The following is an 18,611-nucleotide window of genomic DNA, read 5'->3' as shown; positions in this document are numbered from 1 at the left end:
TTTTACAAGGAGGTAAAGCAATGAAATCTTTTGGATTGACTGATAACTACAGCAATTATCATGTGATTGAATCAGAATTGCCTGAAGATATATTCAGCGACACACTGTATGCATTCAATTGTAAATACTATGAAGAATTTCAAGATGGATATGCAAATGAAGAAGTTAGAAATGAAGCACTAAACAGGCTAGTTAGTCATATAGAGGCTATGGGTTTTAAAACGAGACTGATTCAGCCCATAGCAGAATACTCTATGTGGGTTTGGGATTGAGATAAAAGTCTGATTTTAAATAGATATCTACTGCTTTTAACAAGTAGTTAATGATATAATTGTTACAAAATATGGGGGTGAGATTATATGGAGAAGAATTCTGTCAAAATAAATGGATTAGAGCAACAACCTTTTATAATTGAAACGGATACAACAATCTCAAGCGGGTATAAAGGTAGACTAATAGTTAAGTCTGGAACATTGACACTTAAGGGCGAAATTATTGGGTCACTTGAGATCCATAACAATGCGGACGCGACAATTCGAGGGAATGTAATTGGAACTATCGGTGTTTTTGATGGTGGAAACATTACAATTTACAACAGTGTCGATGGATCTTTGAAAATTGATTCAGGGGGTAAAGCAACCGTTGAAAGCGGAGGCCGAGTCACAGGAAACATTGTTAACTATGGGAGAGCCGTTCTCAAAGGAACACTTCATGGAGAGCAATTGGGAAGTGAAAAGGTGATCATTAAAGGTGGGATGATTATATCAGAACAATCCTTATGATATGTTGCTAGATTATAAGTAGCCTTTGGGCTACTTTTTATTTTTCTAAGAAAGATTAATTTTACCCAGAAGATCATTCAGTGTTAGAATAATTATGTAGACAACTTAGAACTTACTGGATGGTGGACATCATGGATAATATTCTCATCAAATGTTCAAAGAGCTCTTGTAGCAACTATAGGAGCAATGATACTGAATCAGATCTGTGCTTAGTATGCGAAGAACGTAGGTTGGTCTCTTTAGAGAAAAAGTTATCTAAAACCCCTAAACGAAATGCTCCAGTCAAGAAGGTGAAGGTGGCTATGTTCAAGTCTAAAGAGGATCTAACTAAGTACGATTACAATGTTTGCATTTTGAAAAGTTGTAGAAAGAAAGTTTTTATGAGAGACAGATGTAAGAAGCATTATATAGAGTTTATAAAAACACAATAATAAATACACTATAATTAAAGATGCCTAAAAAGCATCTCTTTTTATTTAAAAGACAAAGATAATACTGTACAATTAAATAAATATGATGTACAATAAGATTATCAAATAGAAGAGGTGATCACAATGTATCAAGTGGTTGTCATTGAAAAGATTTTTGGTAAGATTGAAGTGAATACATATGGGTTTCCAACCGAACAACAGCGTGATTTATTTAAGGAAATGTGTGAAGAAGACGATGTAATTGTTATTACTAAGGATCGAATTGCAGTGGCAGTTTAGGTGAAACTATAATTTTATTCAGAAAGAAGGATAAGAAAATGATCAAAGAACAAGAAGCATTTCTAGAAACAATTAACAAAGGTAAATGGTTCACAGTGAAAGGAAAATACGGTGGAGTATATGCTGTAAAAATGGCTAAAAGTCATTCCTATGATGAGAGCATCCATTCGCTATGGATTTCGACGTACGATCCAGAATCAATGTCAATTGAGGATTACTTGAAAGGTGACTGGAAGTTCGTAGGTAATAAGTTTGAGCAACAGGGTGCAGGTGTATATCATTTTGGTTCGTACGAGGTAGAAGAAGATTCGATCTATGATGAAGAAGGAAAAATTGTTATTGAAGCTATGATTGATCAGATTCTTAAAAACACCGAGGACGGATTTGTAACTAGCGAAGAGATACTAGATGTATGGAATAAATTATCAGAAGATATTGTTGCTTTTGAAATATTAGAGTGCAAGTAAAATGATCCTTTCATTGATATTAAATTTGCATTGTATGATTGGGGGAGAATGTATATGAACTATTTATTGCCGACTCTTGAATGGGTTAACTCTCTAAAAGTAGGGGACGATGTTTTTGAAGTAACTACAGCAAAAGTAGGCGATGATCCTATATATAAAGAAGTCAAAATTAAATCCATTTCGAAAACTGGAATAATAAAAATTGAGGGGAGTGGCAACTCATTTAAAGATGGCTATAGACGTGGACATCAATACTCAGGTAATTGCTGGCTTCAGCCGTTGAAATAGCGCAAGTTATAAGATTTAGTCAAATGAATATTTTACGAAGAAGTGAGGTGTAATAGTGGAAGAATTAACTAAAGAATGGCTCGAAGTAAATTTAGGCCGCGGCTTAACAAATACAGAGTTTCGTTACATGGAATGGATAAATGGGTTAGACAACGAGACTATTCATGTAATAGCTGGGATGATTGAGCAATCGCATCGATTCGGTTATATCAGTGGTCAGGCAGATAGTAAGTAATAACCACAATTAAATTCTAGCAAAAAATTTGATAAACAGATTATTTTACAGGGAGTTGAATTGGATGATCATGAAGAACAATGATGAGTTTTCTCACATCATTAATGATTACTTTGGAAGTAAATACTCCAAGGATTCAAAAGAAATTGACGTTTGGGGGCAGTCAAATACTATTGTTGTGGAGTTGGAAGGAGAAAAGTATTTGAGACAAACAAGATATTATCCTTATGATTTAGAATTTAGCAGAAAACTTGCTCATGAAGATTGGGAATACATAATTGATAATCACACTCGGGTTCTCTTGATACATGAAGATGGTTCCTTTGACTTTTTAAGTGCTTAGTAAACAAGATAACATGTTTTGAAGGGAGATGATTTAGCGTGAAATGTGGAGCGTGTGGGCATACCTATGATCTTAGTTCGTGGGAAAATGGTTATGAACAAGAGGAAGATTTCATTCAATTGAGATTAAGTAATGAAGTTAAGGTACTATCTGGAGGTGATATGTGGGATGAGCCAGAACAACATCAATTATTTGCTTGTCCAAAGTGTGGAACTGTTAAAATACACGTTTGGAATGAATGATTTGATGAAAGGATTCTTTCATCTTAATAGGGGAGGGAAGCAATGGACTACCTTAAGATCTTATCATCAAAGTACAATATGACAGAAAAGTGGACAAGACAAGGTGTTACCGTTTTGAAGAGTAGTGATTTATATATTCAACTAATTGAGCCATATCACAGGACAGACTTTCAGTATTGTTTAAGAGCTGACTTTCCAGAGACGTTTGATAGATGGGGTGTGGCGCTGCTCGAAGAGGAATTCGTAAACGATGGGGGCTTCTTGCAAGTATTAGAGGCGCTTGATACTTTTTTAAAAGATAAAATAATAATAATTCATGATGTTCTATCAAAAGGCATGAGGTCGGAATAAAAGAAGTATTTCATAGGGAGATGAGTAATAGTGTCAAATTTGATGACGATAGAAGAGTTTCTCATCGAGAATGCACCAGACATTCTTGCGCAGTATAGGGGCTATGTTAGTAAGACATTACCCGAAATTGGCACAAACGTGAAGTCTTTAGGTTGGGGATTTGGAGGTGCTCCGGGTACAGTCCTCAAGGTCAAAGGTTATGTTTACAAAAATCAAAAGAGTACTGAAAATGCAACTTGGGGTGATGACTACATTATACTCTCCATTTTTGATGATGAGTATCTTGCAGATATGGATGAATGGTGGAAACAAATAGTTCCGGTAAAATAAGTCTTTCTAAGGAAATCATTAAACACAAAAATAATATATAAAAGAGGAGATAATAAAATGAACACATACAATATCATCGTAAACAATGAGGTAATCGAAACAGTAGAAGAACGAGGGCGCTGTAAAAATACTATTGCTCACATCCTCATGGACAGAGTGTACTCTCTGACCATGGATCTAAAACAGGCTGTGGATGTGCGTATCGCTCAGACAGGGGAGGCTTACTACTACAGTGTATAAACGAGGCAAACGTCTTTCAGACGGATCTATGTGGGTACAAGACCATGATGGTAGGTGGATGAGCTTAAAAGAGGCTGCTGAAATATATAGCAGAGATCATAATACATATTCGAAGGCGAGAGGGTAACCCTCCGTCTTTTTTTATTACACAAAGATAATATTGACATAATATTTTATAGTATGGTAAGATCGAGTTAGTTAAGAGAGTAACATAATACTGTAACGAGCAACGCTGTGATGGAGCGGAATAACATAAAATACAAGAGGTGAATCCATTTGATTCTTAATGTCTTAGATGTAAACACAAAGCAGGTTAAAACAATAAATTCAAAAGACATCCTTTACACTAATAAAACTGGAATGAACGGATCTGTCAATAACATAACTACAGTTGATGGCGAATACAGATTAATGTCAAATTCAGAAATAACAAAACATATTATTGAAAAGCACAATCTAATGAAGTCTAACAAAAACTCCCATCTTAACATTAGCAAGATCAGAAAGCTAAACAATGTACGAATGAGTGCTCAGTTTGATAATGGGAAAGAGACTATACTCTGTAAGAGGGCTTTTGTCCAAATTAAGTCAATTCTATCAAACACGACATCATAGAATTATGTGAGACGCTGCTATATAATTAGAGAATGTTTTGTAGTAGCGGGATACATATGGTTGTGAAAGGTTTATTTCATTCTAATTTAACAATTAAGGAGACGATGAATGTGAAGATTCTTACGCTAAAGTTTCATAATGAGGAACCCTATTTGGAATATGTTGAAGGTGAAGCATTCAGCATTTCAAATTATATTAGAGAAGAATGTCAATCTGGTTATAATGTTGCCTTTAATCATAAAGGATTTGAATTTGATGAGGAACTGGTGATAAACGCCCTTACAGAATATTTTAGTAAGCAAGAATCACCAATTAATATCTCTGACCTTTCGAATATGTTTCAAGACCACAGCACAAAATTAGACACAGAAGAAGAGTCAGAAATCAAAAGAATTACTAAGAATTATTTGTTAAGCATCTTAACTACTTAGTTTTTCCAAGGAGAGAGAAGAAAATTGAACAATACATACTTTGACTCTCTTCCAATTTGTGAAGATATGTCGGTGCTGGATTCAGCTCTATACGAAGATAATACAAAGCTAGCTTCGAGATATGGTTACAGAGTAGGGGACTTCTTGGTGTATCGCTTTCCTTTTGAACCTAAGAAGAAATCTCATTGGGAATATTCAATGATATATGTGGTAAATAAAGTTGATCGAACCATCAAGTATGACCCAACAGGTTTTATAACACAAACACTTTACTGCCTAGAGAATGATATGAAAAAGGTCGATCCAGATTATGCCTATAAGGATAAAAATTTATCGAAAACGGATATCAACTTTAAACTACAAATTTTTAAGAAGTATAATGGACTGTGAAATAACTATTTCATATGGGAGCAAAGGAGAGAGTGATGTGAAAACAATTATCTTACCAACTAGTCAATGGCTCAGTACTTTGCAAATCGGAGATCCAGTCTGCATAGTTTCTACTGTAGAAGTTGGAGGAGACGTTATTGTTAAAGAAACAAGAATAAAGTCTATTACAAAAACAGGGTTGATAAAAGTAGAGGGTTCACACTACTCATTTAAAGATGGGTATCGCAGAGGATATCAATATAGTGGGAATTGCTGGTTGCAGCAAGTTTAGAGAGTAAATGAAATGACTGTTTCATACAAAAAAGGAGATGACATTATGTTAGAGCGTTTAAAGTCTACTGATGAAGTTGAAGAATATTTTAAAAATACTTATGAATATGAACTTGGTAAGGTTCACAGAGTGCAACTTTATGATTCTGCTTATAACCATGAACAGCAAAAAATGAAGGAAAAGGAAATTGAAAAACAAGTTGATTCTAAATTTAGGAGAATAACAAAGACAGTAATTATTAGCGATTCATTGGCTGTGGTTGAGGCGATTTCTGTTTTTAACGATAATACTGAAATCTGCTATTACCCAGTTGTTGAGGGAAAGTATCACAATGAATCTTTCATGTCGTTTGATGAAGCGTTACTTGCTGCTATTACAAGAAAGTACACACATGGAACTCAATTTACTCATGCTATTTATAATATGCTTAGAATGGACTTAAAAGCATCAGAATAAAATGGCTATTTCAATAAAAGTAAATACAAACTTATTTTTGAAAGGTGTGACCATATGTTTTCTTCAAATCAATATCCAGATATTATGTGGGAATTGTTAAAGCAGAAATTCAAGAAATTTAAAGAGCAGAAGACAAACAGATCTCAGATCGCAAAAGAAATATTAGCACTATCAATCCTTCCATTGGCGATTCTGTCAATACTAGTGGCAGCAACTTGGACTCTTACTTACTTTTTGCATCCTGCACAAGTATTCATTGTTGTTATAATGTTGAGCCTATTGTCGCCAAGTATTTTCTATATCAGATCTAAGTAAAAGATGTGTTTCATTTGGAAGGATGTGAGACCATGACAGATAAGATCAACCTATACGTAGACGATCTCAGAGACTGTCCAGATGGCTTCGTAGTCGCTCGTACATATTATGAAGCCATACATATACTTGAGACTAGAGAGGTGGCTATTCTTACATTAGACCATGATCTGGGTGAAGATGTAGATGGTGTAGAGTTACCCAATGGATATGACTTGGTTAAGTATTTCTGTGAGCATGGATTAAGGGCAGATAAGATATACATACACACTGATAATCCTGTAGGAAGACAAAACATGTATGAGACTCTGTTAGCAGCTCAGCGGAGAGAATTCATTGCAGAGGATATTGAGATATATCACTATCCTATAACGGTGAATAGATATTCTGGTGACTGAGTCATTTTAAATTATATTAAACAAAAAAATTGGAGGATATTAAATATGAGTAAGAATACATGGGGATTTGCACTGACAAAAATTAACATAGAAGAAGATGAATTTGAATCATTATTGGAAGTCAACACAGGAGAGGAAAAGAAGACAAAATCGATGTTCGAACAAATAAAGTCTAATTTCCCTGAAAATAAAGGAGAACCTGAAGTAGTAATAGATTTACTTGACAGTAACGATGATATTATTGATGACTATGCGGTCACCTTAGATCAAGCCAAGAGCATAGCTCAATTGTTCGGGCACGTAATTTTATCGGAGGCGTAAACATGAATATTAAACAATTCTTGGAAGATGCGATAGGCGAAAGTTCGGAGATAGATATTGAAGGAATTTCCCTTGAAGATAAAACAGTGAGCGTTTTATTTCCTTACGATTCAAGCTGTCATCTTATTAAATTCGAAGGTACAACCAAAGAAGAAATTGCTGATTCATTTAGGGATGAAATAAATCAGCATTTGCAAGATATGATTGATCACTTAGAGGATTGCAAGTTGAATTCGTAATGAAAGGCATGTTTCATACGTAACAGGAGGTGTTCAGAATGAAGTATGGTTTACTGGAGAATGGAATCGACTCTCTAAAGCAAGCCTATACATGTATTGAAAAACTTGAAGCGGGACTTCATGAGGGCGTAGAACATAACTTAAAAGACGCAATACTCTCATTGAATCATGCAATTGAGATATTATTTAAAATGATCCTTAAAAACGAAAAGGAGTATCTGATTTTTAGCGACATTGGAAAATACATGATTGCTAAAAACCAGATGATCAAGCAGGGCAAACAAAATGTATTCGAGGTCGGACACGATTTAAAGACTGTTTCGTTAATAGAGGGTGTTAAACGGTTGGAGCTACTTTGTGATATATCTATTCCGGATATACTTAAAGGGGCCATTGATGATTTTAATAAAACGAGAAACAAACTTATGCACTATGAATTGGAATTGTCTGGAGATGAAGTTAATTTAACTATCAGAAACCTAAAAGGGTTTTACGGGGAGGCCGTTAGTTTCTTAGGAAAGCATGTAGAAGATATAGAGAAATTGCTAGATAGAGCAAGATATGAATACTCTGATGAGGATTATCAAAGTGATATGTATGAGCACTATATGGATATGCAGTATGATGACCACAGAGAAAATCATTATGATTGAATGAAATGCAAGTTTTACATAGAGATAGATACGAGAGGGTATGAATATAGTGGGAAATAATTTGAGTGCAATTAATTTAATGGATATCTATGAATCTTTGGCAAAAGCTTTAAATGTAACAAGTTCCGACATTGAAGAATTTATTAAGGCGCAAACGTATAGAGTTAAAAAGGATGGATATTACTGGGACTACAAAAAAATTGTTATTGATGATATTCTAGAATACTTTGATTTGGATATTCAAGATATTATCATTAATTCAATAACTGTTAGTCATGTAGCAGCAATTCTTGATACCAATTCCTATTATGAATTTGGGTTACTAAGTTTGGACGAACTATTCTCAACGGATAATTCATTCATACGTTTTCTGAAAGAATTTGGTGTGACTTTTAAAAGGGAAAATGATGTATTCAAGTTATACATTAATGATCAAATTCAATCAACCAAGTATACAACCCATAGAGCTACAAAAGACAAGTGTATAAATGGATTTATGTTTGAATCTAATGTTGAAAAAGATAGTAATATAGATCATTTGTTGCGCGCACCTGAATTAGTGAGCCATATAGGAAGAGAGCTATTGTTTACCGAACAACTTGTGAGAGAATGGGAGAGTAGATCAATTCCTTCAGTCATTACTTTTACGGTAATGATCGACGAAATTGATGGTTCTACATTTAAGGACGATCAACAAGCAAAAAGCAAAGAAGAAATAATGGTGTATTTCTTAATAAGTTATATTGAATTCCTTCTTTTTGAAAAAACAGGTTACCGCAATGACAATCATATGGTTTACTTAAAAGAAGAAACAAATATTGATGCTAATAGAATCGTGCAAATTAGAAAATTATAATGAAATGTAGATTTCACATAGAGAAAAATACTAAAACCCACCAATTAAATGGCGGGTTTTTTGTTATGTTCAAACAGCCCAAGCTCAGCAGCTTTAGACAATAATAATGAAAGGGCTTCTTTATTTGCCAAAGCATCTAAATGCCTTTCAGAACGTCTAGCATTGATTTCTAATGATACGTTCTGTATCTTCTTACTAATTATACTCTTCTCTATCTCAGCGCGCTGTAGATCATCCTTAAGAGCCAGAAGGCATGAGATAATACTATCAATTGACAGCTCTTCGTTTGAATACGTCTTTTTATAATTTCTTTTTATTTTATGAGTCTTTGCCTCAGCAATACTTTTGATATATCTATGCCTTACAGTTGAATTCCACCTGAACCCACAGGCAGCAGAGGTTCTACTAAGTTTTAATCCTACATCCTCAAAGGCTTTCAACTGAGTCTTGCCAGATTCGATGTAAATTAATACCGTGCTAGCTAACAAATTATCATCATCGACGTTCCATCCATCTTTTCTTTTCATTTGCACACCTCAAATTGATTTGATTAGTCTTAATACCATATATATCCTAAAAGTCAATAGGTTATTCGCTCATTCACGCAATATTTTAGTCGGCTACTAAAAGTTCTTGACAGAACAAACGTTCCGTATTGTTTTAATTTTATAATACAACTATAATACATATATAGAACTTGTAGTTTAAAAACACATTGAATGTGGTACATATAGATTAAGAAGATAATTAATAAGGAGTGTTTGAGATGGCGGTAGCAATGGAGCGAATGATGAAAGACGTAAAACGCTTAGACATGTGGAATGTGAACTTAGGTAGAAACAAAGGAAGCGTACAGAGCGGAGAAAGACCATGTGTGGTATTGGGAAATGATATGGGAAACAAATATAGTCCTGTAGTAATTGTTGCACCAGTAACAAGTAGAGTTAAAAAACCTATGCCCACACATGTAAAAGTGGAAAAAGAAGAAATCGGGCTATATGACGACAGTATCATTTTGTTGGAACAGATAATGACTGTATCAAAAGATCAGCTTGATTTTAAGATTGCTGAACTACCTAGGCACTTTGGGAATGCAATTAACAAGGCGCTTCAGTTATCTCTTTCATTGTGATTTTTTACCACTTGTCACATACCTTTAACACAAATATAATTTACATACTATTGTTAAGGTAGGTGGAGCATGAAGAGATACTGGTTAATGAAGCTTGTAGACTATGATAAAGAGTCGAAAGTTGAAACTTGGAAGTGTCTCAATTTAGGAACGAAAAAACCACATGAGCTAAATAATTTTTTGTTTAATGGCTATAGAATTTACGACATACAGGAGAATAAAGTAGTAAAAACAAATTTAGATTTACATAAGTGGTTAAATGATAAAAGTCTCTAATTGAGGCTTTTTCTTATTTTGCAAAGGGTTGAATTGTGTAGTATATTCATAATAGTTTCTTAACATTTTTCCTCGAAATTATAGTACTTTGATATTGATGCATGTATTATTTTTAACTGTTTGTGCTATAATGTTTATTAGAGGTGAGTACATATGAAAGTAGATCGTAACATTATTGAAAAAGAAGTATTAGAGAATTTAAAGTTGATTCAAAATTCTAGACAAAAACAATATGAACTTAATTTAAAGCTTGCTGATTATAATGTACCTTTTGGTATGGTGCAAAAAATCTCACAAAATGAAGAAGTAATATCTGAATATGATGTACACTATTTAATAGGTATAGTATCTGCAATGCATGATGCAGACAATTCAAATCCCAATCCAGAAACGTATTTTGGTGTAAGAGAAATAAGAGATGCTGAACGTACATTAAAAGATAAAGATCAATATAAATTATATTTGCCGCTCACATTTAAAGAGGTTATTGAAATTAAGTTCGATAGCTATGTTACTAAGATCAATATTAAAGAATTAGTAAAAATGGTTGAGAGCCAACTCATAATTTACGAGGAAGAGACTCAACGTGGAGTAACATATAAAGAAAATAAATCAGGTGGAATAGTCAAAACACCAATCGTGAATAAGACTAGTGTGAAAAGAATTGCATCCAAAGTGTCTGAAAATCAATACTTTGAGGACATGATTACTTTGAACGTGTACTCAACTGAGGTTGAGCCTGTTAGCTATGACACTAACTCTAAATCATTAACCATAAATGATGGTGCAATTGTATCTATTCTGGATGGTTTTCATCGATTACAAGGGTTTATCGCTGCTCTCAGTATTAATCCAGACATTGAATTACACGAAATATTATCAATAAGAGTGTATGACGAAGAGACTGCAAAACGTTTCTTTAGTCAGTTAAATACAATCAATGTTTTAAATAAAGAAAGAAGAAAAGAATTAGCGCAAGAAAGAATGTCTGATAAAGTAGTAGCAGACCTTCAGCGTAAATCTGAAATCGGAAAGCAAATTGCTTCAGGCAGCACAGTTAGTTATTTAGCTGGAGATCTAACAACTTTTGATATTATGTCATATGCAATTGATCGTTCCTATACAATTGAAAGACAATTGGATGTCATAAAGATATCAAAGTATCTAAATGAGTTTTTTGTTTACCTTGCAGGTAGTTACCCCAATGAGTTTTCAAAGAACATTAATGAAAGAAAAAACGAGTTCATGAGTCATCCACTAATGTTTATTGGCTACATTGTATTGTCTCGATATATGCAAGACAATGAAATTGATTTTGATGAAATAGAGAAGTATATTGATACTATTAGTAAAAATGCTGATGAATTTGTGCCACTTTTGAATGCAAAGAAATCTCTTACGGGCAACAAAAGAATTCGTGAGAAACTTTTTGATTATTTTGTAAATGTTTTTGGAGGCGATAAGAGTGAATAAAATATATGACGATGAATTTTTTAATAAAGAACAAAAAGACAGATATCTTCAAAATTTAAGCGAAGCTACTAAAAAGGCATATGGCCGAGTACTAAAAAGAGTTTCTATAATGGAAAAAAAGCTTGATAAAGATATATATGATTTTAATCTTCAAGAAATATCGCAATTTCTATATTTATTAAAGTCTACAAAAGTATCATCTTTACAACAGGCTGGAAGTATTATCAACAACTACATAGGTTGGGCCATAGAACAAGACTTGCGTAAAGATAATATTAATCCACTAAATGCGGTAACATCTTTTGAATGGTATAGTCAGTTTGTAGATGATAGCCGACAAACTTTATTTACTGAAGAGGATATAGAAAACGTAGTAGAGGGCTGCTTAAACTTTCAGGATAAAGCTGTGGTTCAATCATTGTTTGAGGGTATAATGGGACGAGAGAATAGTGAATTACTTAACATGAAAATGGAACATATAATTGAGACAAATGAAATAGATAAATATAAGATAAAATTATTTAACGAATCTCGTAATGGTCAAGAAATCAGAGAGATAATTATAACAGGATATCTGTATAATATCCTCAGAATAGCAAATAAAGAAGATAAATATATTAAGAACAATGGTAACTTAGTACCGAGTACAAAAGTTACTCACAATAATTTGATAGATAACGACTATATTATTAGATCCGCTGTGAATTCTAGTATCAAACAAGGCGTTGATGAACCAGCATCAATTTATTTAGTAACAATGAGACTATCTAAGATTGCTGAGTGGCACAACTTACCCCTTCTAACTATTGTAAATGTTCGAAATAGCGGAATGCTTAAGATGGCAAAGGATCTATACGTTGAACGTGGGAAGCTAGAAGAAGAAGAATACAGTATTGTTTGTGATCATTACAACATTAAAAAGGATAAAAATGGCCTGTATCATTACGGTTCCATGAAGTCAGAATTTCTGAATGTTCCAACAATTAAAAAAGTGTATAACCTTTAAAGAATAGAGTGCAAACTTTATTCTTTTTTTGTTGTTTTAACTGTTGACTCTTGATAGAGACCATGTTATATTTAAATCAAGAAATACATATTATCTTTGTGTACTAAATACAACTTAACAGGATGGAGACAGTAAGATGAAGAATGACTTGCTTTATGCAGCAATGAGCTTGATGGATGGAATAACAATATTTATGTTTGCATTTGGCTGTTTCAAGATCAGCTTTAAAGACTACTGGAAAGAGATTCTAGTAACTAATTTAATAATCTCAATAGGAACTTTCTTTCTTAAAGGGTATGAGACAATTTTAGGATTTGTTCCAGTGTTATGTTTTACCTTATTGGTATTATCATTAACTTTCTATTTTAGAATAAAATTATGGGAGAGTTTCAAGTTGGCATGTTATGGATTTGTGGCACAAATAGTGGCTCAGTTCTCAGTTGTTGCATTGTTTATGCTTAGTTCAGGATTAAACTTTACACAAGCATCAGTTGAGTTTGGCTCAATAGTTCAATTATTGGCAAATGGATTTTTAATAGTTCTTACACTTATTCTAAGACATAAAAGAATCTGGTTCAGTACCATGTCCTACGATTATAGTTTCAAAATCAAGTTAAACAAAATTAACATTTTCAGCACACTCATTGCTATCGTAATTATGGCGCTGCTGTACAATGTGAAAACAGTTGAAAATATATATCTGACTATCTTATTCTGGGGAGTGTGTTTAATAAATTTAATGTACATAGATATTAAAAAAGAGAAGAGTGGAATGTATGATTGATAGTTTCGCCACACGCATATCAACTAAACTTGTTGAAAAATTTCCAGATGAGTTACCACCACTAGGCGTAACAAGATATGGCATCAAATTCTTAATATCTAACATTGCGCCCGTAGTGCTATTATTGATTATCGGCTTATTACTAAATATCGTTAGCGAAGTAATAATATGCTTAGTTGCTTTCTCATCCTTAAGGATGGTTTCTGGTGGGTATCACGCTAAAAAACCTGAAGTATGCCTTGTTATTTCAACCATTTTAATCGCTCTTATTGCAAAGTTTGGATATCTTTTAAGTGACTACACGCTGCTTATGAATTTATTAAGTTTAGGATTGGTGGCAATCTTCGCACCGTCGAATATCGAGAACCAAACTAAGATTCTCAAGGAGCATTTTAAGTACTTAAAGTTGATATCTATAGGGATGATGATAGTGAGTTTTTTGTTAAATAATTTTCTAATTAGTGCAGCTCTATTGGTTCAGTCCCTCCTACTCATTCGCTTGAAGGGAGGTGAAAAGAATGATTAAAACAAAAATGATTAAAATGGGTGTAACTGCCTTCGGCTTTATGTTGATGGCAGTAGCGACAGCAGGTGTCAATGTCGCGAGCTGGACTGTGATTCATAACGAACCAGTACCAGAAGAAATGAAGTAAAAAATTAAGCTCCCTGTTCTTCTTATGGGGACGGGGAGCTGATTTTAAATGAGGTGAACGCATTGTTTAGAGATAGAATTATGGTGCAGAGGAGAGACGGTAAAAACATAAGTGATGAGGCAGAATGGATCAATGCTGATGATGTCAAGCACTTTACAAGAGAAATGTTCGCCAAACAGCAATACCGAATCGTGATTCACACAGAAGATGGACAGTTTGTGCATTGTTTTAGTAATGACGCGTTTTTAAAACTAATGAGCAAGAGACATGGAATGATAATGACTGATGCAGGAGTAGTGGGAAACCTAAATAAGATGAAAAGTGTAGATTATGAAAACGGCAAAGTGTACTTCGATTTGGAAGAGGAAGAGTACATAACTATCTCAAGACCAAGGACTAATATAGTAAGAGAGTACATTCAAAAGCTGTTTGGAAGATAAGCAGCTATACATAGAACAAAATATTTATCATGAGTTAAAAGAATACTCTCTCAAGCGCTGTATCATTCATCGGATTTGTTGTATAATAAATACGAACACAAGTTCTATATTTATCATATTCGACAAAGTGCGACATCTATTTGGGATAATATCCATATTTATGCACATGTCAAGCACTTTTAGTAGACTACTAACAGTGATTGTCAAGTGTATAATGATGGATTATGATTGGTACATAAGATAATCTATCATCTAGAAAATACATTTTTATCACGAGAGGGTTTGAGTATATGCAGCAAATAATTGACCTACTAGGTGTTGACAAGAAGGCGGGAGATTTTTTAAATATGGTTGCATTTCTTTTCCAAGGTAATATAGATTTTTTTATTGATAAATGCAAAGATAAATCTTCTGGATTCATGCATTCTTTTTTGTATGACTACAGAAAAGACATGATCAGAAGAACTCGCTTCGCTTCTTTCGAAGAGTTTAATGATACATATAATACCAATAAAAAAACTGCCTTAGAGCGCTTGTTTCAAGAGCCTATTTCAAAATGGCAGATGGATAGATTTAATTGTAATGATACAATTACCATTTATAATCTTCATTTGGAGAATCCAGAGATTAGATTTGACCGATTTACAATGCAGTTTATGTAGCCGGGATTTCCCGGTTATCAATAAAACACAAAAATAATACTTGACGATATTCGATGTTAAACTTATACTGAGTAAGTAAACCAAACAAGCTAATCAAATAATAGTTTCATCAAGAATTTGAATTTGTAAAGTGAAGCATAAGAGAGTATATGAAAGAATGACCGAGATTAAAATAACACGCTTTGCGTGATTATATAGAGGCAGCAAGTTTACTCTGAAAAGGTGGTGGAACATATGAAGAGCAGATTGAGAAGTCCTCCAATGTAACTGATTAACTAGAGAGCTACACAATCAAAAAATACATATACACAAAGGGAGATAAAATTAATTAATGGCAGACTACAAAATCAAGGTAAACAAGAATCACAAGGGCAAAGAGTTCAAAAGTTCGTTCCGTTTTATCGGTAAGGTTAGTTCAGTAAACAAAAAAGATCCAGTAACCGATAGCTGGGAGAAACAACCGATTTATCAAGAAACAACAACACGAACAAATAAACCTCGTCGAGTTCTTCAGTTTGAGATTGAAACAGCATTGAGTAATCGACTACGGGTTGAACTTGCTGGTATGGAACAACCTTTCGCTTACCCGTACAGTCGAACAGATAGTAAGGCAGCTAAAGTAGCATGGGCAGATCGTAATGATAAAACAAAATTTCCTAATGATACATATCACGCAATTGAAGTAGATTGGGATAAAGCAGAACGTCTTGGGCAATTGGTCGAAGAGGATGGTTGGTATGAGGTGAGAGGTCAATACCAATTTGACACTTTTACACCAGACAACAGTACTGAGGAGAAAGTATTTGTAAAGCGAGTAATTTCATCTGTGCGTCCAATTAAAGATGGAGTAATCGTAAATGATGATGGAACAACACAGACCGTAAAACATGCAGGACAAGAGTTTGATTATGTAACAGACTTCAACAGCGAAGCATTCCGAGAAGTGAACTATTTCAGCATGCAGCTTGGTATTCGTAGTACATATCAAGATGAGAATAAAAATACGAAAGTTAATGCTGTGTTTTTGGATTATGGGAAAGAACGTTCCGAACCGAAAGATGTAGAACTCATGGTATACCACAAAGAAGTCGAGAAGGGTATTCCAATGGCAGATGCGTTCGCATCACTCAATACATATGATTTTATTGAAGCAACAGGCCAAGACAATAATAGAGCAACATTTGCATATGTGGATATTGTAGAAGAAATTGCATCTGATGACCCATTTAGTCAAGTTGATAACAGCGAGAAAGTAACACGTCAAGAACGCGTAACAAATGGAGATAAAAAGGGATTGGAAGTAATCAGTTATGTTCAAGGTAGTATTATGCGAGAACTATTAACTGAAGAAGAATTTAGAAAAACAGCAGCACTAACAAGCGACGATCCATTTAATAATACAAATAAGTCTGATGATCCGTTTAGTAAAACCAGTGACGACCCGTTCTCTACAGACAGCGATCCATTTGCTTAAAGAGTGCTAGTGATATAGAGTGTCTTATGGCACTCCTAAACAACTAATCTAATACAATAAAATAATATAAATGGAGTGATTTATTTAAATGAGTTGGAGAAATAAAGTACAAAAGAATACACCTAAAGTGGAACTTCATTCAATCATGAGCCTCATTGTTGGAACTTACAAAACCGGAAAAACGCGTCTTTGGAAAGAGGTAACCGAGCTACACTATAGCTCTCCTGATGAAGCACTATTGTTGGCGTTTGAACCCGGATATGAAACGTGGGAGCTGGACAATATTATCCCAATTCACAAAGAGGGTTCAGATGAAGACGCTTGGAAACAATGGGAATTTTTCAAGAAAGAAGTTGTTCCGGGTCTAGTAAAAGAGGCCAAAGAAGGAAGAATTGTAAAGCTCATTGGTATTGATACTGCTGACCGATGTGTAGATGCAGCGACATCGTGGTTGCTCAAAGATAGAGCTAAGAGATATGCAAAGAACTCTATTGTCTCGCTTCAAGATCTGGGTAATGCATCTGGTAATGTAGAGAATGGCTATACGGCTCTTTATGAGGAAATGAAAAAACCATTTGATGCTCTTCGTAATGCTGGTTATGGTTTACTTGGTTTGGGATGGACAAAGGAAAAAGAAACTACATTGTATAACGGAATGAAATATAACTCAGTTGAATTGATGATGCATGCCACAGCTCGTAAGATTTTTGAGTCACAAGCAAGTTTGATTTGTTGCTTGTTTAACGAGGTAGTGGTTACAAACAAAGACGGTGACGAAATGTCAGATAACATTAAGGATAAAAAAGGTCGTGAAAGAGGAAGTAACTTCCATGAAACACGGACTGTTATGGTATTCCGTCCTACCGAGTACATCTCTATTGCAGGTGGTCGTTATACGGATCTCCCAGAGGAGCCAGTTGAGTACAGTGCTACAAACTTCCTGAAAGTATTTGAGGATGCTGTTAAAGGTCAACTTAAAAAAACTACGAAAAATATTGATGAGTTGAAAGTAGAGCAGGAACAAGAACGTGACGAACAAGCAAAAGACTTTGCCACACAAGAGGTAAAGAAATTGAATGCTGAAGACTTGATTAATCAAATCAATCAACAAAAAGAAAGATACACTACAGATCAGTTAGTTAAGTATATTGTTCCAGAGTTTAAAAATATCCTTGGAACAGCAGCCTACCCAACTGTTACAGATGTCGATGCTCTTACTAAAGCACTCAAGGTTATTACTGAATTCCAGATTCCAGCTTAATACATAGAGTTTGTAAAAGACAGATTTGATCAAGAAATTGCAACTATATATGGACACAATAATAATCAACTTATCCATATATAGTTGATTAGGAGGAACGTTATTGCATACATGGGCTTCGACCATTTCGCCGTATGAGGGAATACCACATTGTCATAAGAATGAATTAATTTTACCAAGAAAAGAGCAAGAACAGCTTTATACAGCAATGACCGCTATGAGAGATGGATTAAAAGTAAATCCCCAATTGAACTGTAAGGAGAATAAGAACATGAAACAACTATATCACGTAATTGTAGTAACTAAGAAGGCAACTATTATTATGGATGAAAAAATTGTCGCCAGCAATATTGAAGAAGCAAAATTTGATCTTAGTGTTAATGAAACTATTAAACTTGAAGGTTTGAGTTTGAACGAGGTCACTGTGATTGTAAATTCACTTGGCTCTGTAGCAGTAGATAAATAAAATTTTCAACAAAACATATGGCCTCACTTGAAATAGTGGGGCTTTACTATAACT

The 18,611-nt window shown here is 34.1% G+C and carries 32 protein-coding genes; 31 read left to right on the top strand and 1 reads right to left on the bottom strand.

The window, feature by feature from the left end; all coding sequences use genetic code 11:
* The first annotated feature begins 20 nt into the window (after positions 1-20).
* The 20 genes from NST33_RS18320 to NST33_RS18225 all read left to right on the top strand — a co-directional run bounded on the left by NST33_RS18320 (position 21) and on the right by NST33_RS18225 (position 8,930).
* Positions 21-272, top strand: coding sequence for a hypothetical protein (locus NST33_RS18320; protein WP_339304488.1), 252 nt, complete (start codon positions 21-23; stop codon positions 270-272).
* Positions 273-359: 87 nt separating this feature from the next.
* On the top strand, positions 360-782 hold the full coding sequence (locus NST33_RS18315) for a hypothetical protein (protein ID WP_339304486.1): 423 nt from the start codon (positions 360-362) through the stop codon (positions 780-782).
* 554 nt (positions 783-1,336) lie between these two features.
* Positions 1,337-1,492: a hypothetical protein gene (locus NST33_RS18310; RefSeq protein ID WP_339304484.1), complete on the top strand. Its 156-nt coding sequence runs from the start codon at positions 1,337-1,339 to the stop codon at positions 1,490-1,492.
* 38 nt (positions 1,493-1,530) lie between these two features.
* A complete protein-coding gene (locus NST33_RS18305; protein ID WP_339304482.1) occupies positions 1,531-1,959 on the top strand; it encodes a hypothetical protein in 429 nt (142 codons plus the stop codon).
* Between the two features lie 54 nt (positions 1,960-2,013).
* Complete coding sequence (locus NST33_RS18300; protein ID WP_339304480.1) at positions 2,014-2,247, top strand: hypothetical protein; 234 nt, start codon at positions 2,014-2,016, stop codon at positions 2,245-2,247.
* 55 nt (positions 2,248-2,302) lie between these two features.
* Positions 2,303-2,482, top strand: coding sequence for a hypothetical protein (locus tag NST33_RS18295; RefSeq protein ID WP_339304478.1), 180 nt, complete (start codon positions 2,303-2,305; stop codon positions 2,480-2,482).
* Between the two features lie 64 nt (positions 2,483-2,546).
* Entirely contained in the window at positions 2,547-2,825 is a 279-nt protein-coding gene (locus NST33_RS18290; RefSeq protein ID WP_339304476.1) for a hypothetical protein, read from the top strand.
* Positions 2,826-2,863: 38 nt separating this feature from the next.
* Positions 2,864-3,067 carry a hypothetical protein gene (locus NST33_RS18285; RefSeq protein ID WP_339304474.1) on the top strand — a complete coding sequence of 68 codons (204 nt, stop codon included), beginning with the start codon at positions 2,864-2,866 and terminating at the stop codon, positions 3,065-3,067.
* Between the two features lie 42 nt (positions 3,068-3,109).
* Entirely contained in the window at positions 3,110-3,418 is a 309-nt protein-coding gene (locus tag NST33_RS18280) for a hypothetical protein (RefSeq protein ID WP_339304472.1), read from the top strand.
* A gap of 30 nt (positions 3,419-3,448) precedes the next feature.
* Positions 3,449-3,748 carry a hypothetical protein gene (locus tag NST33_RS18275; protein WP_339304470.1) on the top strand — a complete coding sequence of 100 codons (300 nt, stop codon included), beginning with the start codon at positions 3,449-3,451 and terminating at the stop codon, positions 3,746-3,748.
* A 57-nt stretch (positions 3,749-3,805) separates the two neighbouring features.
* Positions 3,806-3,988, top strand: a complete 183-nt coding sequence (locus NST33_RS18270; protein WP_339304468.1) for a hypothetical protein — start codon at positions 3,806-3,808, stop codon at positions 3,986-3,988.
* Between the two features lie 725 nt (positions 3,989-4,713).
* Positions 4,714-5,034: a hypothetical protein gene (locus NST33_RS18265; protein WP_339304466.1), complete on the top strand. Its 321-nt coding sequence runs from the start codon at positions 4,714-4,716 to the stop codon at positions 5,032-5,034.
* A gap of 24 nt (positions 5,035-5,058) precedes the next feature.
* Positions 5,059-5,424 carry a hypothetical protein gene (locus NST33_RS18260; protein ID WP_339304464.1) on the top strand — a complete coding sequence of 122 codons (366 nt, stop codon included), beginning with the start codon at positions 5,059-5,061 and terminating at the stop codon, positions 5,422-5,424.
* Between the two features lie 37 nt (positions 5,425-5,461).
* A complete protein-coding gene (locus tag NST33_RS18255) occupies positions 5,462-5,695 on the top strand; it encodes a hypothetical protein (RefSeq protein WP_339304462.1) in 234 nt (77 codons plus the stop codon).
* Between the two features lie 45 nt (positions 5,696-5,740).
* Positions 5,741-6,151 carry a hypothetical protein gene (locus tag NST33_RS18250; RefSeq protein ID WP_339304460.1) on the top strand — a complete coding sequence of 137 codons (411 nt, stop codon included), beginning with the start codon at positions 5,741-5,743 and terminating at the stop codon, positions 6,149-6,151.
* A gap of 347 nt (positions 6,152-6,498) precedes the next feature.
* Complete coding sequence (locus tag NST33_RS18245; protein ID WP_339304458.1) at positions 6,499-6,861, top strand: cyclic-phosphate processing receiver domain-containing protein; 363 nt, start codon at positions 6,499-6,501, stop codon at positions 6,859-6,861.
* A 45-nt stretch (positions 6,862-6,906) separates the two neighbouring features.
* Entirely contained in the window at positions 6,907-7,182 is a 276-nt protein-coding gene (locus NST33_RS18240; RefSeq protein WP_339304456.1) for a hypothetical protein, read from the top strand.
* A gap of 2 nt (positions 7,183-7,184) precedes the next feature.
* Complete coding sequence (locus NST33_RS18235; protein WP_339304455.1) at positions 7,185-7,421, top strand: hypothetical protein; 237 nt, start codon at positions 7,185-7,187, stop codon at positions 7,419-7,421.
* A 38-nt stretch (positions 7,422-7,459) separates the two neighbouring features.
* Positions 7,460-8,074, top strand: coding sequence for a hypothetical protein (locus tag NST33_RS18230; protein WP_339304453.1), 615 nt, complete (start codon positions 7,460-7,462; stop codon positions 8,072-8,074).
* Between the two features lie 49 nt (positions 8,075-8,123).
* A complete protein-coding gene (locus tag NST33_RS18225) occupies positions 8,124-8,930 on the top strand; it encodes a hypothetical protein (RefSeq protein WP_339304451.1) in 807 nt (268 codons plus the stop codon).
* A gap of 44 nt (positions 8,931-8,974) precedes the next feature.
* Here NST33_RS18225 and NST33_RS18220 read toward each other — a convergent pair whose 3' ends face one another.
* Positions 8,975-9,457, bottom strand: coding sequence for an RsfA family transcriptional regulator (locus NST33_RS18220; RefSeq protein ID WP_339304449.1), 483 nt, complete (start codon positions 9,455-9,457; stop codon positions 8,975-8,977).
* A 239-nt stretch (positions 9,458-9,696) separates the two neighbouring features.
* On the opposite strand from NST33_RS18220, the gene NST33_RS18215 reads away from it, so the two are divergent.
* From NST33_RS18215 to NST33_RS18165, 11 genes are all read left to right on the top strand, one after another.
* The gene (locus tag NST33_RS18215) at positions 9,697-10,062 is read left to right on the top strand and encodes a type II toxin-antitoxin system PemK/MazF family toxin (protein WP_110894699.1); all 366 of its coding nucleotides are present in this window, start codon (positions 9,697-9,699) and stop codon (positions 10,060-10,062) included.
* 429 nt (positions 10,063-10,491) lie between these two features.
* Positions 10,492-11,811, top strand: coding sequence for a DNA sulfur modification protein DndB (locus tag NST33_RS18210; RefSeq protein WP_339304446.1), 1,320 nt, complete (start codon positions 10,492-10,494; stop codon positions 11,809-11,811).
* Positions 11,804-12,817, top strand: coding sequence for a hypothetical protein (locus NST33_RS18205; protein ID WP_339304444.1), 1,014 nt, complete (start codon positions 11,804-11,806; stop codon positions 12,815-12,817). The genes NST33_RS18210 and NST33_RS18205 overlap by 8 nt, the downstream gene beginning before the upstream one ends.
* A 136-nt stretch (positions 12,818-12,953) precedes the next feature.
* Positions 12,954-13,601, top strand: coding sequence for a hypothetical protein (locus tag NST33_RS18200; protein WP_339304442.1), 648 nt, complete (start codon positions 12,954-12,956; stop codon positions 13,599-13,601).
* A complete protein-coding gene (locus NST33_RS18195) occupies positions 13,594-14,127 on the top strand; it encodes an accessory gene regulator B family protein (RefSeq protein ID WP_339304440.1) in 534 nt (177 codons plus the stop codon). The genes NST33_RS18200 and NST33_RS18195 overlap by 8 nt, the downstream gene beginning before the upstream one ends.
* Positions 14,120-14,254 (top strand): cyclic lactone autoinducer peptide, encoded by a 135-nt coding sequence (locus NST33_RS18190; protein WP_339304439.1) that lies wholly within the window; start codon positions 14,120-14,122, stop codon positions 14,252-14,254. The genes NST33_RS18195 and NST33_RS18190 overlap by 8 nt, the downstream gene beginning before the upstream one ends.
* A gap of 62 nt (positions 14,255-14,316) precedes the next feature.
* Entirely contained in the window at positions 14,317-14,694 is a 378-nt protein-coding gene (locus NST33_RS18185) for a hypothetical protein (protein ID WP_339304437.1), read from the top strand.
* Positions 14,695-14,984: 290 nt separating this feature from the next.
* Positions 14,985-15,356 carry a hypothetical protein gene (locus tag NST33_RS18180; protein ID WP_339304436.1) on the top strand — a complete coding sequence of 124 codons (372 nt, stop codon included), beginning with the start codon at positions 14,985-14,987 and terminating at the stop codon, positions 15,354-15,356.
* 331 nt (positions 15,357-15,687) lie between these two features.
* Complete coding sequence (locus NST33_RS18175; RefSeq protein ID WP_339304434.1) at positions 15,688-16,830, top strand: hypothetical protein; 1,143 nt, start codon at positions 15,688-15,690, stop codon at positions 16,828-16,830.
* 88 nt (positions 16,831-16,918) lie between these two features.
* Positions 16,919-18,091, top strand: coding sequence for an AAA family ATPase (locus tag NST33_RS18170; protein WP_339304432.1), 1,173 nt, complete (start codon positions 16,919-16,921; stop codon positions 18,089-18,091).
* A 103-nt stretch (positions 18,092-18,194) separates the two neighbouring features.
* On the top strand, positions 18,195-18,557 hold the full coding sequence (locus tag NST33_RS18165) for a hypothetical protein (protein WP_339304430.1): 363 nt from the start codon (positions 18,195-18,197) through the stop codon (positions 18,555-18,557).
* Positions 18,558-18,611: the final 54 nt, after the last annotated feature.

Origin of the sequence: Paenibacillus sp. FSL L8-0435, assembly GCF_037965655.1 — a bacterium.
GTDB lineage: Bacteria > Bacillota > Bacilli > Paenibacillales > Paenibacillaceae > Paenibacillus.
Note: the sequence above shows the minus strand (reverse complement) of the source record. Positions and strands in the feature narration are given on the sequence as shown.

Coding starts and splice junctions, on each gene's coding strand:
- NST33_RS18290 (WP_339304476.1), top strand. CDS start 2,547: ATGATCATGAAGAACAATGATGAGTTTTCTCACATCATTAATGATTAC.
- NST33_RS18250 (WP_339304460.1), top strand. CDS start 5,741: ATGTTAGAGCGTTTAAAGTCTACTGATGAAGTTGAAGAATATTTTAAA.
- NST33_RS18170 (WP_339304432.1), top strand. CDS start 16,919: ATGAGTTGGAGAAATAAAGTACAAAAGAATACACCTAAAGTGGAACTT.
- NST33_RS18270 (WP_339304468.1), top strand. CDS start 3,806: ATGAACACATACAATATCATCGTAAACAATGAGGTAATCGAAACAGTA.
- NST33_RS18175 (WP_339304434.1), top strand. CDS start 15,688: ATGGCAGACTACAAAATCAAGGTAAACAAGAATCACAAGGGCAAAGAG.
- NST33_RS18200 (WP_339304442.1), top strand. CDS start 12,954: ATGAAGAATGACTTGCTTTATGCAGCAATGAGCTTGATGGATGGAATA.
- NST33_RS18310 (WP_339304484.1), top strand. CDS start 1,337: ATGTATCAAGTGGTTGTCATTGAAAAGATTTTTGGTAAGATTGAAGTG.
- NST33_RS18305 (WP_339304482.1), top strand. CDS start 1,531: ATGATCAAAGAACAAGAAGCATTTCTAGAAACAATTAACAAAGGTAAA.
- NST33_RS18300 (WP_339304480.1), top strand. CDS start 2,014: ATGAACTATTTATTGCCGACTCTTGAATGGGTTAACTCTCTAAAAGTA.
- NST33_RS18230 (WP_339304453.1), top strand. CDS start 7,460: ATGAAGTATGGTTTACTGGAGAATGGAATCGACTCTCTAAAGCAAGCC.
- NST33_RS18245 (WP_339304458.1), top strand. CDS start 6,499: ATGACAGATAAGATCAACCTATACGTAGACGATCTCAGAGACTGTCCA.
- NST33_RS18315 (WP_339304486.1), top strand. CDS start 360: ATGGAGAAGAATTCTGTCAAAATAAATGGATTAGAGCAACAACCTTTT.
- NST33_RS18210 (WP_339304446.1), top strand. CDS start 10,492: ATGAAAGTAGATCGTAACATTATTGAAAAAGAAGTATTAGAGAATTTA.
- NST33_RS18195 (WP_339304440.1), top strand. CDS start 13,594: ATGATTGATAGTTTCGCCACACGCATATCAACTAAACTTGTTGAAAAA.
- NST33_RS18215 (WP_110894699.1), top strand. CDS start 9,697: ATGGCGGTAGCAATGGAGCGAATGATGAAAGACGTAAAACGCTTAGAC.
- NST33_RS18180 (WP_339304436.1), top strand. CDS start 14,985: ATGCAGCAAATAATTGACCTACTAGGTGTTGACAAGAAGGCGGGAGAT.
- NST33_RS18280 (WP_339304472.1), top strand. CDS start 3,110: ATGGACTACCTTAAGATCTTATCATCAAAGTACAATATGACAGAAAAG.
- NST33_RS18220 (WP_339304449.1), bottom strand. CDS start 9,457: ATGAAAAGAAAAGATGGATGGAACGTCGATGATGATAATTTGTTAGCT.
- NST33_RS18240 (WP_339304456.1), top strand. CDS start 6,907: ATGAGTAAGAATACATGGGGATTTGCACTGACAAAAATTAACATAGAA.
- NST33_RS18320 (WP_339304488.1), top strand. CDS start 21: ATGAAATCTTTTGGATTGACTGATAACTACAGCAATTATCATGTGATT.
- NST33_RS18235 (WP_339304455.1), top strand. CDS start 7,185: ATGAATATTAAACAATTCTTGGAAGATGCGATAGGCGAAAGTTCGGAG.
- NST33_RS18190 (WP_339304439.1), top strand. CDS start 14,120: ATGATTAAAACAAAAATGATTAAAATGGGTGTAACTGCCTTCGGCTTT.